General features: G+C 73.6%; 15 protein-coding genes. 2 read left to right on the forward strand and 13 right to left on the reverse strand.

Features of this window, described 5'->3' with window-relative positions; all coding sequences use genetic code 11:
• The first annotated feature begins 300 nt into the window (after nt 1-300).
• The gene (locus tag AOM02_RS05005; RefSeq protein ID WP_082104884.1) at nt 301-837 is read left to right on the forward strand and encodes a M23 family metallopeptidase; all 537 of its coding nucleotides are present in this window, start codon (nt 301-303) and stop codon (nt 835-837) included.
• Here AOM02_RS05005 and AOM02_RS05010 read toward each other — a convergent pair.
• The 13 genes from AOM02_RS05010 to rimM all read right to left on the reverse strand — a co-directional run bounded on the left by AOM02_RS05010 (nt 830) and on the right by rimM (nt 12,242).
• Nucleotides 830-1,654 carry a FliA/WhiG family RNA polymerase sigma factor gene (locus AOM02_RS05010; RefSeq protein WP_062297258.1) on the reverse strand — a complete coding sequence of 275 codons (825 nt, stop codon included), beginning with the start codon at nt 1,652-1,654 and terminating at the stop codon, nt 830-832. The two genes, AOM02_RS05005 and AOM02_RS05010, sit on opposite strands and share 8 nt — an antisense overlap.
• A gap of 13 nt (nt 1,655-1,667) precedes the next feature.
• Complete coding sequence (locus AOM02_RS05015) at nt 1,668-2,597, reverse strand: tyrosine-type recombinase/integrase (RefSeq protein ID WP_062297260.1); 930 nt, start codon at nt 2,595-2,597, stop codon at nt 1,668-1,670.
• Nucleotides 2,598-2,702: 105 nt separating this feature from the next.
• Entirely contained in the window at nt 2,703-3,866 is a 1,164-nt protein-coding gene (dprA, locus tag AOM02_RS05020; protein WP_062297263.1) for a DNA-processing protein DprA, read from the reverse strand.
• Nucleotides 3,863-5,371, reverse strand: coding sequence for a YifB family Mg chelatase-like AAA ATPase (locus tag AOM02_RS05025; protein ID WP_062297264.1), 1,509 nt, complete (start codon nt 5,369-5,371; stop codon nt 3,863-3,865). The genes dprA and AOM02_RS05025 overlap by 4 nt, the downstream gene beginning before the upstream one ends.
• Nucleotides 5,368-5,724, reverse strand: coding sequence for a YraN family protein (locus tag AOM02_RS05030; protein ID WP_062297266.1), 357 nt, complete (start codon nt 5,722-5,724; stop codon nt 5,368-5,370). The genes AOM02_RS05025 and AOM02_RS05030 overlap by 4 nt, the downstream gene beginning before the upstream one ends.
• 199 nt (nt 5,725-5,923) lie before the next feature.
• Nucleotides 5,924-7,558: an MDR family MFS transporter gene (locus AOM02_RS05035; protein ID WP_082104885.1), complete on the reverse strand. Its 1,635-nt coding sequence runs from the start codon at nt 7,556-7,558 to the stop codon at nt 5,924-5,926.
• 39 nt (nt 7,559-7,597) lie between these two features.
• Entirely contained in the window at nt 7,598-8,221 is a 624-nt protein-coding gene (locus AOM02_RS05040; protein WP_062297268.1) for a TetR/AcrR family transcriptional regulator, read from the reverse strand.
• 489 nt (nt 8,222-8,710) lie between these two features.
• Entirely contained in the window at nt 8,711-9,034 is a 324-nt protein-coding gene (locus AOM02_RS05045; RefSeq protein ID WP_062297270.1) for a DUF2469 domain-containing protein, read from the reverse strand.
• A 49-nt stretch (nt 9,035-9,083) separates the two neighbouring features.
• Complete coding sequence (rnhB, locus tag AOM02_RS05050) at nt 9,084-9,737, reverse strand: ribonuclease HII (protein ID WP_062297272.1); 654 nt, start codon at nt 9,735-9,737, stop codon at nt 9,084-9,086.
• Nucleotide 9,738: 1 nt separating this feature from the next.
• A complete protein-coding gene (gene lepB, locus AOM02_RS05055) occupies nt 9,739-10,362 on the reverse strand; it encodes a signal peptidase I (RefSeq protein ID WP_062297274.1) in 624 nt (207 codons plus the stop codon).
• 91 nt (nt 10,363-10,453) lie between these two features.
• The gene (gene rplS / locus AOM02_RS05060; protein WP_062297276.1) at nt 10,454-10,801 is read right to left on the reverse strand and encodes a 50S ribosomal protein L19; all 348 of its coding nucleotides are present in this window, start codon (nt 10,799-10,801) and stop codon (nt 10,454-10,456) included.
• 182 nt (nt 10,802-10,983) lie between these two features.
• Nucleotides 10,984-11,706: a tRNA (guanosine(37)-N1)-methyltransferase TrmD gene (gene trmD, locus AOM02_RS05065; RefSeq protein WP_062297278.1), complete on the reverse strand. Its 723-nt coding sequence runs from the start codon at nt 11,704-11,706 to the stop codon at nt 10,984-10,986.
• A gap of 2 nt (nt 11,707-11,708) precedes the next feature.
• Entirely contained in the window at nt 11,709-12,242 is a 534-nt protein-coding gene (gene rimM / locus AOM02_RS05070) for a ribosome maturation factor RimM (protein WP_062297280.1), read from the reverse strand.
• A 75-nt stretch (nt 12,243-12,317) separates the two neighbouring features.
• Between rimM and AOM02_RS05075 the strand changes: the two genes are divergently transcribed.
• Complete coding sequence (locus AOM02_RS05075) at nt 12,318-12,725, forward strand: hypothetical protein (protein WP_156156088.1); 408 nt, start codon at nt 12,318-12,320, stop codon at nt 12,723-12,725.
• The last annotated feature ends 16 nt before the right edge of the window (nt 12,726-12,741 follow it).

Genomic DNA, 12,741 nt, shown 5'->3' on the forward strand with positions numbered 1-12,741 from the left:
GTTCTCTTGGCACCGCGGACGGTGCCGGTTTCGGTTGACGATGCGGGCCAGGCGGCTCGCATCCCTGGCGCCAACGCGGTCGGGCACCGATTGCTCGGACCTCGCCCTTCCGGCGCCTCCCTCGGGAGGCGAATGACGCGCGACGTCATCCGGGCATGCCGGATGCGGGGTCCATCGTACCGGAGGGGAGGCTCCCGCGGCGAATCGGACAGATGTCCCCATGCCGGGCGCTCGTCCGGGCGTTCCACCGGTGTCGCGGCGACGGTCGCGGGGGCCCGGCCGCACGCGCATCGTCGCCTCATGACACGGTACCCCCGAGCCCTGGCCGCGCTGGCGGCGGCGTGCGTCCTCATGGGTGCGGCGGCCGCCTCCGCGGCGGGCCTCGCTCCCCCGCCGGCGCCGCTGTCCGCCCCCGTGGCGCCGCTGCGCGCGCTGGCGCTGTTCGTCGCGCCCGCCGCCCCGTGGGCGGCCGGGCATCGCGGCATCGACCTGGCGGCGATGCCGGGTCAGACGGTCCTCTCACCGGCCGCCGGGGTGGTGAGCTACTCCGGCCGGGTCGTGGACCGCGGCGTGGTGGCGCTCGACCACGGCGACGGGCTGGTGTCGTCGCTCGAGCCGGTGGCACATGCGCCTCCCGCCGGCACCCGGGTGGCGCGCGGCGAGCCGGTCGGCGAGGTCGGGTCCGAGCCCGGCCACTGCGCGCCGGCGACGTGCGTGCACTGGGGCGTCCGGGTGGACGGCGTGTACGTCGACCCGCTCGACGTGCTCGAGGGCTTCGGACCGGTGGTGCTGCTCCCGCTCGCGGACGGCTCCGCAGGCGGGCCCGGCGTCAGTTGAAGGCGCCGGTGCGCACAAGCGACTCGCGGAGCTTCTTCACCGCCGCCGAGTGGATCTGCGAGACCCGCGACTCGGTGACGCCGAGGATCTCGCCGATCTGCGCGAGCGTGAGGTTCTCGTAGTAGTAGAGCCGCAGGACCTCCTGCTCGCGGTCGCGGACCCCCTGGACCGCGGCGGCGAGCAGCGCCGACGTCTCGCGCGCCTCGAGGCGGGTCGAGGCCTGCGCCATGGCCGGAGAGCCGAGCGTCGGGATCGGCTGCGTGTCCGGCTCGGCGGGCATGCCGTCGAGCGCCGCGATGTGCGACAGCGCCACCTGGGCGCGGACGGTGCGGACCTCGGCGGTGTGCCAGCCGAGGTGGCACGCGACGTCCTCGTCGGAGACCGGGCCGAGCGTCTCCTGCTCGAGCTGACGCGTGGCGTGCTCGAGCGTGCGGGCCTTGGAGCGGACGGAGCGCGGCACCCAGTCGGCGGCGCGCAGCTCGTCGATGATCGCGCCGCGGATGCGGGTCGCGGCATAGGTCTCGAACTTGAAGCCGCGCGCGGGCTCGAAGCGCTCGACGGCGTCGATGAGGCCGAACATCCCGTACGAGACGAGGTCGGCGAGCTCGACGGTGTCGGGCAGCTTCGCGATCACGCGGGTGGCGACCTGCGTGACGAGCGGGGCGTAGTGGGTGATGAGCGCGTCGCGGGCGGCGAGGCGGTCGGGTCCGTCGGCGGCGAGAAGCTCCCACCACGTGGCGACGGCCTGCGGGGCGCCGGCGACGGTGGCCGGGGCCTCGGGCTCGATCTCGGACAGCAGGCTGTTGAGCTCGGACATGGTGCGTCTCCCTCTAGGCGCGCGGATGAGCGAGGTGGTAGGCGGCGCGGAGCCGCTCGGCGGACACGTGGGTGTAGCGCTGGGTGGTGGCGAGGCTCGCGTGACCGAGGACCTCCTGGACGCTCCGCAGATCGGAGCCGCCGGTGAGCAGGTGGGTCGCCGCGGTGTGCCGCAGCGCGTGCGGGGCGACCTCGTCGACGCCGGCGAGGCGGCACAGTTCGTGGACCGCCTCGCGCACCTGGCGCTGGTCGACCCGCTGGCCGCGCCGCCCGAGGAGCAGCGCCTTGCCGGTTGCCTCGCTCAGGAGGGCGGGCCGGCCGCGCTCGATCCACGCGGACGTGGCGACCGCCGCGGGGACGCCGAACGGCACCACCCGCTCCTTGTCGCCCTTGCCGACCACACGGACGAGCCGCTCATCGAGGTCGAGGTCGCCCAGGTCGACGCCGGCGAGCTCGCCGACGCGCATGCCGGTCGCGTAGAGCATCTCGACCGCGGCCCAGTCGCGCAGGTGGATCGGGTCACCGTCGTCGGCGCGGGTGCGCGCCACGTCGAGCAGGGTCTCGACCTCGGACGAGGTGAGCACGGTCGGCAGCACGGTGGCCGGTCGCGCCGACGCGAGCCGCAGAGCCGGGTTGGGCACGATGCGGCCGGTGTCGGCGGCCCACGCGAAGAACGCCCGCGCGGCGGCACCGCGGCGGGCGAGGGTGGTGCGGCTGAGACCATCACCGTCCATCGCCGCGAGCCAGGCGCGGAGATCCGCGAGGACGACGCCGGCCAGGACCGCGTCCAGGGCCTCGCCGCGGTCGGCCCCGAGATGGGCGCCCAGGTTCACCAGGTCGCCGAGGTAGGCGCGCACGGTGTTGCCCGAGAGCCCGCGCTCGTGGCGCAGGTGCCCTTCGAAGGCGGCGAGCAGCTCGCTGGCGGCTGCATCCGTGCTGGTCATGGCGCCACCATGGCACCGTCCCACCTGTCAAATCAATACCTTGAGTCACATTTGTCACATCAACCTCAGGCATCACGCCAGGTATGTAGGCTATTGTCCGTTTCGTCAGGGGGTCCGGACGTCGTCGGTCCTGGTCCACCGGCCCGCGTCGAGCCTCGCCAGGCCGCGTCGGGCGAGCCCTCCGAGGGCCTCGCGGGCCTCTTTCGCCGTGAGACCGGCGGCGATCGCGATGGCGTCCGCGGGCGCGCCGCGGCGCGGGATGGCGCCGTAGGCCTGACGCTCCTCCCGGGTGCGGAACTCGGGCCCGCCGCCCCCGGACGCGCCATCGGGCTCCTCGTCGAGGGCGTCGCCGAGCGGGAGCACCAGCTCGAGAAGGTCCGCGGGAGCGGAGAGGAGCGTGGCGCCCCGGTCCCGGACGGCCCAGTGGCAGCCCGCGGACGCCGCCGAGGTCACCGGCCCCGGCACCGCGGCGAGCGTGCGGCGGAGCGTGATGGCATGCTCAGCGGTGCTGAGCGCTCCCGAGCGGCGCGCGGCCTCGACGACCACCGTGACCCGCGCCGCACCGATGAGCCGGTTGCGGCTGAGGAAGCGCTGGCGGTGGGGCGCGAAGCCGGGCGGCTGCTCGCTCACCACCGCACCGGAGGCGATCACCCGCGCGAGCAGTGCGGCGTTGCCGGCCGGGTACAGCCGGTCGACCCCGCCCGCGAGCACCGCCACGGTCGTCCCTCCGGCCGCGAGCGCGCCCCGATGCGCCGCGGCGTCGATCCCGTACGCGCCACCGCTCACGACGGCGATCCCTCGCTCGGCGGCCACCGCGGCGACCTCCGCGGCCACGTGCTCGCCGTACGCGGTGGAGGCGCGCGAACCGACGACCGCGACCGAGCGCGTCCACGCCGCCGCGAGGTCCGCCTCGCCGCGGACCCACAGCGCGTGCGGGGCGCCCTCACCGAGGTCGTCGAGCTCGAGAGGCCACCCGGCTTCCCCCGGCACCACGATCCGGGCGCCGACACGCGCGGCCCGCTCGCGCAGGTCGTCGGGGCGCGCCGCGTCGAGCCGCGGCGTCCATCGGCCGAGGGACGCCAGGACCTTGTCGACGCGCGCGGGCTCGTCGGCGAGCGCCACGGTCGCGCCGACGGGATCCCGCATCGCCGCGCGCAGCCAGGCGAGAGCCTCCGCGTGCCCGAGCCGGGCGGCCAGCCATCCCGCCTCCCGGTCGGCCGGCTCCGCGATCGCGCTCCAGACGAGCCGGGCATCCGCATCGGTGCTCATGCCGTGATCCCCTGGCGCAGCGCGAGCGCCTCCGTGATGTGGCCGGAGTCCGGGCTCGGCGCGCCCTCGAGATCGGCGAGGGTCCACGCGAGGCGCAGGGCCCGGTCGAACCCGCGCGCGGTGAGAATGCCGCGGTCGACCGCGCGCCACAGCCCGGCACACGCCTGGCGCGAGGTCACCTGACGCAGCCACGGGCCGGGCGCCTCCGCGGAGGTGCGCCACCCGTGAGGCGCGAGCCGCTCGGACGCAGCGGCACGGGCGGCGGCCACGCGGGCGGCCGCCGCGGCGCTGGGCTCCCCCGGCTCGTCCGACCGGGCGGCCGCCAGCACGGGCACCTGGATGTCGATGCGGTCGAGCAGCGGCCCGGACAGCCGGCCGAGGTAGCGCCGGCGCGCGAGCGCCGTGCAGGAGCAGCCCTCCCCGGTGCCCGCGAAGTGCCCGCACGGACAGGGGTTCGCCGCGAGGACGAGCTGGAAGCGCGCCGGGTAGCGGGTGGCGCCGTGCGCACGGTGCAGCACGATCTCGCCGCGCTCGAGGGGCTGGCGCAGCGTGTCGAGCACGCGCGTGGGGAACTCCGGCGCCTCGTCGAGGAACAGCACGCCCGCATGGGCGAGGGACACCGCCCCCGGCCGGGCGAGGCCGGCCCCGCCGCCGACGATCGCGGCGGCCGATGCGGTGTGGTGGGGCGCCTCGAACGGCGGGCGCCGCAGCAGCCCGCGGGCGGCATCGAAGGTACCCGCGAGCGAGTGGACCGCCGTGACCCGGACCGCCTCCGCGTCGTCGAGATCCGGCAGGATGCCGGGCAGCCGCTCGGCGAGCATCGTCTTGCCCGCGCCGGGCGGCCCGACCATCAGCAGGTGATGCCCGCCCGCCGCCGCCACCTCGAGCGCCACGCGGGCGGATGTCTGGCCGCGCACGTCCGCGAGGTCCGGCGGCGCCGACCACGTCGACGCCACCACGGGCGCGCGGACCGGCTCGACGGACTCGGGCCGGGCGTCCGCGCCGAGCGCGCGCAGCACCGACGCTAGCGCCACCGCGCCGTCGACCGTCGCGCCCGCGACCAGCGCGGCCTCGTCCGCGTTGCCCGCGGGCACCACGACGCGCGGGCTGCCCGCCTCCACCGCGGCGGCCACCGCCGGCAGCACGCCGCGCACGGGACGCACGCGTCCGTCGAGGCCGAGCTCCCCGAGCAGCACGAGCTCGCGGGCACGCGCCGCGTCGAGCGTGCGGGCAGCCGCGAGCACGGCGACCGCGATCGCGAGGTCCGTGGCGGGGCCGGACTTCGGCAGCGAGGCCGGCGACAGGTTGACCGTGATGCGCTGGCGTGGCCACTCCACCCCCGACGACGCGACGGCGGCGCGCACCCGGTCCTTCGCCTCGGCGAGCGACGCGTCGGGCAGTCCGACGATGGTGAAGGCGGGCAGACCGCGCGCGACGTGCGCCTCGACGTCGATGACGTGCCCCGCGAGCCCCGTGAGCACGACCGACCGGCACCGCCCGATCACCCGATGCCCCGCAGGTGCTCGAGCACGGCGGGACCCGACCGGGGCAGGGTCACCGCGACGACGTCGATGCGCGCGCCGGCCCACACCACCGGCTGCGCCGCTAGCCACTCCCCCGCGAGCCGGCGCAGCCGCCGCACCTTGCCGGCGGTGACGGCCGCGAGCGCGCCGCCGAACGCGTCCGACCGGCGGGTCTTCACCTCGACGAAGACCACCTCGGCGCCGTCCCGCGCGACGATGTCGACCTCGCCGATGCCGCAGCGCCAGTTGCGCGCGAGCACCTCCCACCCGTCCTCGACGAGCCGGCGCGCCGCGAGCTCCTCCCCGTACCGGCCCACCTCGTCCTTCACCGCCATCGCCCCACCTCCGCGTCCACGGTGGACGATGCGGCGGCGGGCCGGCGGCACGGGCGCCGCTTCTGTGGAGGGTGCGGCGGGCGCACGGGGCCGTGCGCATCGGCGCGCCCGGACGCCGGGGCCGATCGCCGCATCGTCCCCGGGTACGACGAAGGGCGGGGAGGATCGCTCCTCCCCGCCCTTCGGGACGTGCTCCGCGCTAGACGACCGCGGGCTCGCGGCGGTCGCCGTCGCGGTCGGCGTCCGCCTGCGCGTCGCTCTCGTCGAGGTAGGCGCCCTCGACGTCGAGCGCCTCGGGGACCGCGTCGCGCTCGAGGGTGGTGCGCAGCGGCACCTCCTTGACGAACATCAGCAGCACGAGCGCCAGCAGCGCGAGCGGCACGATGTAGAGGAACACCGGGGTGAGCGCGTCGTTGTACGAGCCCACGATGATGTCCTGCGCCTGCTGCGGCAGCTCGGTGACGGCCTCGGGCGTGAGCGAGTTGGCGTCGCCCAGCGAGGACGCGCCGCCGGGCACGCGCTCGGTCAGGAGCTCGATGAGGTTGTTGGTGAAGATCGAGCCCACGACCGCCGCGCCGAGCGAGGCGCCGATCTGGCGGAAGTAGTTGTTCGCGGCGGTGGCCGTGCCGACCATCGACAGCGGGAACGTGTTCTGCACGATCAGCACGAGCACCTGCATCTGGAGGCCGAGGCCCATACCGAAGATCGCGAGGTACGTGCAGGTCACCCAGATGGGCTGCGTGGCGCTCATGGTCGACAGCAGGAACATCGCGACCGCGATGATGACCGCGCCGACGATCGGGTAGACCTTGTAGCGGCCGGTGCGCGAGACCGTGCGGCCCACGATGATCGAGGTGGGCAGCATCGCGCCCATCATCGGGATCATCAGCAGGCCCGCGGTGGTCGCGTCGACCTGCGCCACCATCTGCAGGTAGGTGGGCATGTAGGCCAGCGTGCCGAACATCGCGATGCCCATGAGCAGGCCGGCCGCGGTGGTGAGGTTGAAGTTGCGGTGCTTGAACATCTCGAGCGGCATGATCGGTTCGGCGGCGCGACGCTCGACCAGGACGAAGGCGACGCCCGCGACCACGGTGAGGGCGACGAGGCCGAGGATCACCGGCGAGGTCCACTCGTACTGGCCGCCGCCCCACGAGGTGAACAGGACGAGCGAGGCGGACGCGATCGCGATGAGGGCCATGCCGGCGATGTCGAGGCGCGGCTTGGCGCGGTCACGCGGCGCGGGGTGGAGGAAGATCGCGACGGACGCCATGGCGATCAGGCCCAGCGGCACGTTGATCCACATGCACCACTGCCAGCCGATCGACTCGGTGAACCAGCCGCCGAGCAGCGGGCCGACGACCGAGGCGAGCGCGAACACGCCGCCCATGAGTCCCATGTACTTGCCGCGCTCGCGCGCCGGGACGATGTCCGCGATGACGGCCTGCGACAGGATCATCAGACCGCCGCCGCCCAGGCCCTGGATCGCGCGGCCCACGATGAGCTCGGTCATCCCGGCCGACAGCGCGCCCACGACGGAGCCGACCATGAACAGGCCGATCGCGATCATGAACAGCGACTTGCGGCCGATGAGGTCGCCCAGCTTGCCGTAGACCGGCATCATGATCGTCGCCGCGAGGATGTACGCGGTGGTGACCCACAGCATGTGGTCGACGCCGTCGAGCTCGCCGACGATGGTCGGCAGCGCGGTGGAGAAGATGGTCTGGTCGAGGGCCGACAGCAGCATGGCCGTCATGAGCCCCACGAAGACCAGCAGGATGCCCCTGCGGTCGGTGGCGGGCGCCTCAGCAGCGCGCGCCGATGTGGTGGTGGTCATGGTCTCTCTTTCGAACGGGGACTGGACGCGGGTCGCGCGTCACGGGGAGACGATGCGCCGGATGCGCGCGATCGCCGCGTGGATGTAGGTCTCGACCTCCGCCTCGTCGCCGGACTGCTCGATCCAGAGCCGGCTGATGACGGGGAACGCGCCGAACGCGACGCTCATGACGAGCTGGGCCTCGTCGCTCGCCTCGGTCGCGGGCATGTCGGGGTGCTGGTCGGCGAGGCGGCGGCGCACGAGCTCGGCCGTGGCCTGGCGCTTGCCCGCCATGCGGGTCACCTGCAGCGCCTGGAGCGACGGCTCCTTGGCGTACAGCTCGCGACGCATCGCGAACACCTCGCGGTCGGGCTCCGTGGCGAAGAAGCCGCGGGCGATCAGCAGCATGAGGTCCTCGACGATCGGGCCGCGCCCGTGCACGAACTCCTCGACGAAGGCCTCGTCGGGCGTCGAGGGCGCGGGGCCGATGAGGGCCCCCTCCTTGGTGCCGAAGTAGTTGAAGTAGGTCCGCGGCGAGATGTCGCTCGCCTCGCAGATCATGTCCACCGTCACGTCGTCCACGCCGTGCTCCAGCGCGAGCGCGAGCGCGGCGCGCTCGACACGGCGGGTGCGGCGCAGGCGGTTGCGCTCGCGGAGTCCGAGCACGGGGGTGGCGGTGGGCATGTCCACATTCTTGCAGTCACTGCACTTTTGCGTCAAGTGCAGATTTGCGGGGACTGCACCGATGGGGGCGTGGGGTGCCCCTCTCCCGTCGCCCCCGCACCGAACCGGCGTACAGGACCGGGCTCGTGCGCATCGTCCCTGGTCCCGGACCGGACGATGCGGCACGTACGCCGGTTGCGTCAGGTCGGGGCACGCCGCCCTCCACAAGTCACACCTCTGACGCCGGGTGCGCGCGGCGCACACGGGGATCCGGCCGCACCGGTCGTCAGAGGTGTGACTTGCGAACGGGGGCCACCCGCCGGGCGCACCGAACCGGCGCACAGGACCGGGCTCGTGCGCATCGTCCCTGGTCCCGGCCCGGACGATGCGGCACGTACGCCGGTTGCGTGGGGTGGAGCGGCGGAGGGGCGGGGGCGGTGGCGGCGGAGGGACACCCCGGAACGCACGAGGCCCCCGGCGTTCACCGGGGGCCTCGTGGACGGGTGCGGCTCAGCGGCCGCGGATCTGACGGATGTCGGGGAGGTCGTCGTCGCGGGCGAGCTCCTCGATGTTGACGTCCTTGAACGTCACGACGCGCACGTTCTTGACGAGGCGCGCGCTGCGGTAGACGTCCCAGACCCAGGCGTCGGCCATGGTCACCTCGAAGTAGATGTCCCCGCCTGACGCCTTGACCTGGAGGTCCACCTTGTTGCACAGGTAGAACCGACGCTCCGTCTCCACGACGTACTGGAACAGTCCCACCACGTCGCGGTACTCGCGGTAGAGCGCGAGCTCGGCTTCGGTCTCGTAGTTCTCGAGGTCTTCGTGGCTCACCCGTCAAGGATGCCCGCAAACCCCCCGGCTTGGCGAATGCCGCGCCGGGTCACGAGGCGCGGAAGGGCAGCTTCCAGGAGACACGGTGGAGCGGCGACGGGCCGTGCTCACGGAGCGCCTCGAGGTGCGAGGCCGCGCCGTAGCCCTTGTTGGAGTCCCAGCCGTACTCGGGGTGCTCCTCGTGGGCGACGGCCATGAGCGCGTCGCGCTCGACCTTGGCCAGCACGGAGGCCGCCGCGATCGAGGCGCAGGCACGGTCGCCCTTGACGATCATGGTGACGGGGGGCGCGTCCCACTCGTCGGCGTGGTCCGAGAACAGGTCCGCGGGCGGCGGGGTGAGCCAGTCGTGCGTGCCGTCGAGGAGGACGGCGTCGACCGCGACGGGGATCGCGTCGAGCGCACGGCGGGCGGCGAGGCGGAGCGCGGCGACGATGCCGACCTCGTCGATCTCGGCGGCGGTGGCATGGCCGACGGCGCGGCCGACGCCGAACGAGCCGAGCGGCTCGAGCAGCGCCTCGCGGCGCGCGGCGCTGAGGAGCTTGGAGTCGGTGAGACCGTCGGGCCAGGACTCGCAGCGGGTGACGACGGCGACGCCGACGCTCACGGGTCCGGCGAGCGCGCCTCGGCCGACCTCGTCGATGCCGGCGACGGCGTCGAAGCCGGCATCCCACAGCGCGGCCTCGTGGATCAGCGAGACCGTCACGTCACTCCTGGGTGGACTCGGCCTGGTCGCCGTAGGGGTTGCCGACCCCGCCGAAGCGGTCGAACGGCCACACGACGGCGAAGGTGGTGCCCACGACGTTGTCGACGGGCACGGTGCCGCCGCCCGGGTCGCCCATGTGGGCGCGGGAGTCGGCGGAGTCGTCGCGGTTGTCGCCCATGACCCACAGGTAGCCGGACGGGACCTCGACGCGGAACTCGGTGCCGCACGGGCGCGCGCCCTCGGCGATGTAGTCCTCGTCGAGCGCCTCGCCGTTGACGGTCACCTGACCGTCGGGGTCGGTGCACTCGACGATGTCGCCCGGCAGCCCGATGACGCGCTTGACGAGGTGCTCGCCGGCGTCCTCCGGCAGCAGGCCCGTCCACGTGAGCACGTCCTTAACGACGAGCTTGAGACCGCTCTGCTCCTGGCCGGCGTGGCCGAGCCAGTTCGCGGGGTCCTTGAAGACGACGACGTCCCCGCGGCGCAGCGGCAGCGGGTCGGGGCGCCACTTGGTGACGAGGATGCGATCGCCCTCGATGAGCGTGGGCTCCATCGAGGGCGACGGGATGTAGAACGACTGGAAGAAGAAGGTCTTGATCACGAGCGAGAGCAGCAGCGCGCTCACGATGACGAGCAGGAGCTCCTTCGCCCAGCCCCACGCACGACGACCGGCGGACGGTTTCCCGCCCGCCGGTACGTCAGCGCTGGTCGCGATCTTAGTTCTCGCGCTTCTCGCGGATGCGAGCGGCCTTGCCGCGCAGGCCGCGCAGGTAGTACAGCTTCGCGCGGCGCACGTCGCCACGGCGGTCCAGCTCGATCTTCTCGATCGTGGGGGCGTGCACCGGGAAGGTGCGCTCGACGCCCACGCCGAACGAGATCTTGCGGACGGTGAAGGTCTCACCGACGCCCTGGCCCTGGCGAGCGATGACGACGCCCTGGAAGACCTGGATACGCGAGCGGTTGCCCTCGATGACCTTGACGTGGACCTTCACGGTGTCGCCGGCGCGGAACGCCGGGACGTCGTCGCGGAGCTGGTCCGCAACCACATGGTCAAGCTTCTGCATGACTTTCTCTCCTCGCACATGCCACAGGTCACGTACGGTATCCGCCTGATGGCGATCGGTGTGTTCAGCTGCGTCGCGGATGCCGCCGGACCCCCTGTGGCAGGTCCCGGCGCCGCGCGCACCGAGGAACTATTCTGCCACACCGTGCCCGGACGATGCGAGGCCTGGCCGGCATGGGCGCGTCACCAGGCGCCGGGCTCCTCCGGCGGGAGCAGGTCGGGCCGCCGCTCGCGGGTGCGGGCGAGCTGCTGCTCGTGCCGCCACTCGGCGACGCGCGCGTGGTGGCCGCTGAGCAGCACCTCGGGCACGTCGAGCCCGCGCCACGACTGCGGCCGCGTGTACGACGGGTACTCGAGCAGCCCGTCCGAGTGCGACTCCTCGACGATCGACTGGGCGTTGCCCATGAACCCGGGGATGAGGCGCGTGATCGCCTCGATCATCGCGTACGTCGCGACCTCCCCGCCGTTGAGGACGTAGTCGCCGAGGCTCACCTCGAGCACGCGGTAGCCGGCGTCCGCGTAGTGGTGGGCGACGCGCGCGTCGATGCCCTCGTACCGTCCGCACGCGAACACCAGCTGGGGCGCGGTCGACAGCTCCTGCGCGAGCGCCTGCGTGAACGGCACCCCGGCGGGGCTCGGGATCACCAGCACGCCGGTGGGGCGCAGCACGTCGTCGAGGGCCTTGCCCCACACGTCGGGCTTCATCACCATGCCGGCGCCGCCGCCGAACGGGGCGTCGTCCACCGTGCGATGCACGTCGGGCGTGCCGTCGGCCTTGAACGCGGCGTAATCGCGCAGGTCGTGGACGTGGGTCTCGACGAGCTCGGCCTGGCGCGCCTTGCCGAGCAGCGACACGTCGAGCACCTGGAAGAACTCGGGGAAGATCGTGACGACGTCGATGCGCATCCTCATGCGGAGGTCTCCCCCGTCACCTCGGGCTCCTCGCCCGCGAGCAGGCCGAACGGCGGCGTCAGGACCACGCGGCCGCCCTCGACGTCAACCTCCGGCACGAACTCCTCGACGAACGGGATCATCGCGCGGTGGCCGCCGGGCTGCTTGACCACGAGCAGGTCCTGCGCGGGCATCGTCACGAGGTCGACGACCTCGCCGAGGGCGGAGCCGTCGGGCCGGACGGCGGCCAGGCCCACGAGCTGGTGGACGAACCACGCGTCGTCCTCGTCGGACTCGGCGCCCTCGATCGTGAGCTCGATGCCGCGCGCGGCCTCGGCGGCGTCGCGGTCGCGGATCTCGTCGAACTGGACGAACCAGCGCCCCGACTGGACGCGGACCCGGCCGACGGTGAGCGGGCCGGCGGAGGCGGGCTCGGTGGCGAACACCTCGCCGGGGACGAGCCGGTCCTCGGGGATGTCGGTGCGCAGCTCGACCGACACCTCGCCCTTGAGCCCGTGGGCGCGGCCGATGCGGGCGACGGTCAATCTCATGACACCAGGGTACTTTCCGCCGCCGAGGCCCCGGCGCGCGCTAGCGTGGTCCCGACATCCACCTGGGGAGACGGAATGGCCGAAGCCGCGGGACGCCCGCCTGGCGTGACCTTCGTCGTGATCCTCACGTGGGTCGCGGCGATCGGGGACCTGGTCACCGGCGCGGCGCTCGTCTGGCTCAGCCTCAACATGGGCGCCGTCGACCTCGCGCTGACGGCGAGCGAGCTGCGCGCGTACGCTTTCGTGCTGCTCACGGTCGGCCTCCTCACGTCCGCCTTCGCGCTCGGGATCTCCGCCGGGTCGCAGGTCTCGCGCATCGCGATCATGGCCATCATGGCGGCGCGCATCGCGGGCGGCCTCTACGCGTACAGCGTGCTCGGCGAGCTCGTGAAGTGGCAGGCACTGGGCCAGGTGGCCGGCTCGCTGCTGATCATCATCGCGCTCTCCACGCCTCGCGCGTTCGCGTATTTCCGAGCATCCTGAGAGGGAGCGCCCGCGC

It is taken from the genome of Demequina maris, from assembly GCF_000971155.1.
Classification (GTDB): domain Bacteria; phylum Actinomycetota; class Actinomycetes; order Actinomycetales; family Demequinaceae; genus Demequina; species Demequina maris.

What these genes read in the sequence shown, in the direction of transcription:
- dprA (WP_062297263.1), bottom strand. Translation starts at nt 3,866, where the DNA reads ATGAGCACCGATGCGGATGCCCGGCTCGTCTGGAGCGCGATCGCGGAG.
- AOM02_RS05015 (WP_062297260.1), bottom strand. Translation starts at nt 2,597, where the DNA reads ATGACCAGCACGGATGCAGCCGCCAGCGAGCTGCTCGCCGCCTTCGAA.
- rplS (WP_062297276.1), bottom strand. Translation starts at nt 10,801, where the DNA reads ATGCAGAAGCTTGACCATGTGGTTGCGGACCAGCTCCGCGACGACGTC.
- AOM02_RS05035 (WP_082104885.1), bottom strand. Translation starts at nt 7,558, where the DNA reads ATGACCACCACCACATCGGCGCGCGCTGCTGAGGCGCCCGCCACCGAC.
- AOM02_RS05075 (WP_156156088.1), top strand. Translation starts at nt 12,318, where the DNA reads ATGGCCGAAGCCGCGGGACGCCCGCCTGGCGTGACCTTCGTCGTGATC.
- AOM02_RS05005 (WP_082104884.1), top strand. Translation starts at nt 301, where the DNA reads ATGACACGGTACCCCCGAGCCCTGGCCGCGCTGGCGGCGGCGTGCGTC.
- AOM02_RS05030 (WP_062297266.1), bottom strand. Translation starts at nt 5,724, where the DNA reads ATGGCGGTGAAGGACGAGGTGGGCCGGTACGGGGAGGAGCTCGCGGCG.
- trmD (WP_062297278.1), bottom strand. Translation starts at nt 11,706, where the DNA reads ATGCGCATCGACGTCGTCACGATCTTCCCCGAGTTCTTCCAGGTGCTC.
- rimM (WP_062297280.1), bottom strand. Translation starts at nt 12,242, where the DNA reads ATGAGATTGACCGTCGCCCGCATCGGCCGCGCCCACGGGCTCAAGGGC.
- AOM02_RS05040 (WP_062297268.1), bottom strand. Translation starts at nt 8,221, where the DNA reads ATGCCCACCGCCACCCCCGTGCTCGGACTCCGCGAGCGCAACCGCCTG.
- AOM02_RS05010 (WP_062297258.1), bottom strand. Translation starts at nt 1,654, where the DNA reads ATGTCCGAGCTCAACAGCCTGCTGTCCGAGATCGAGCCCGAGGCCCCG.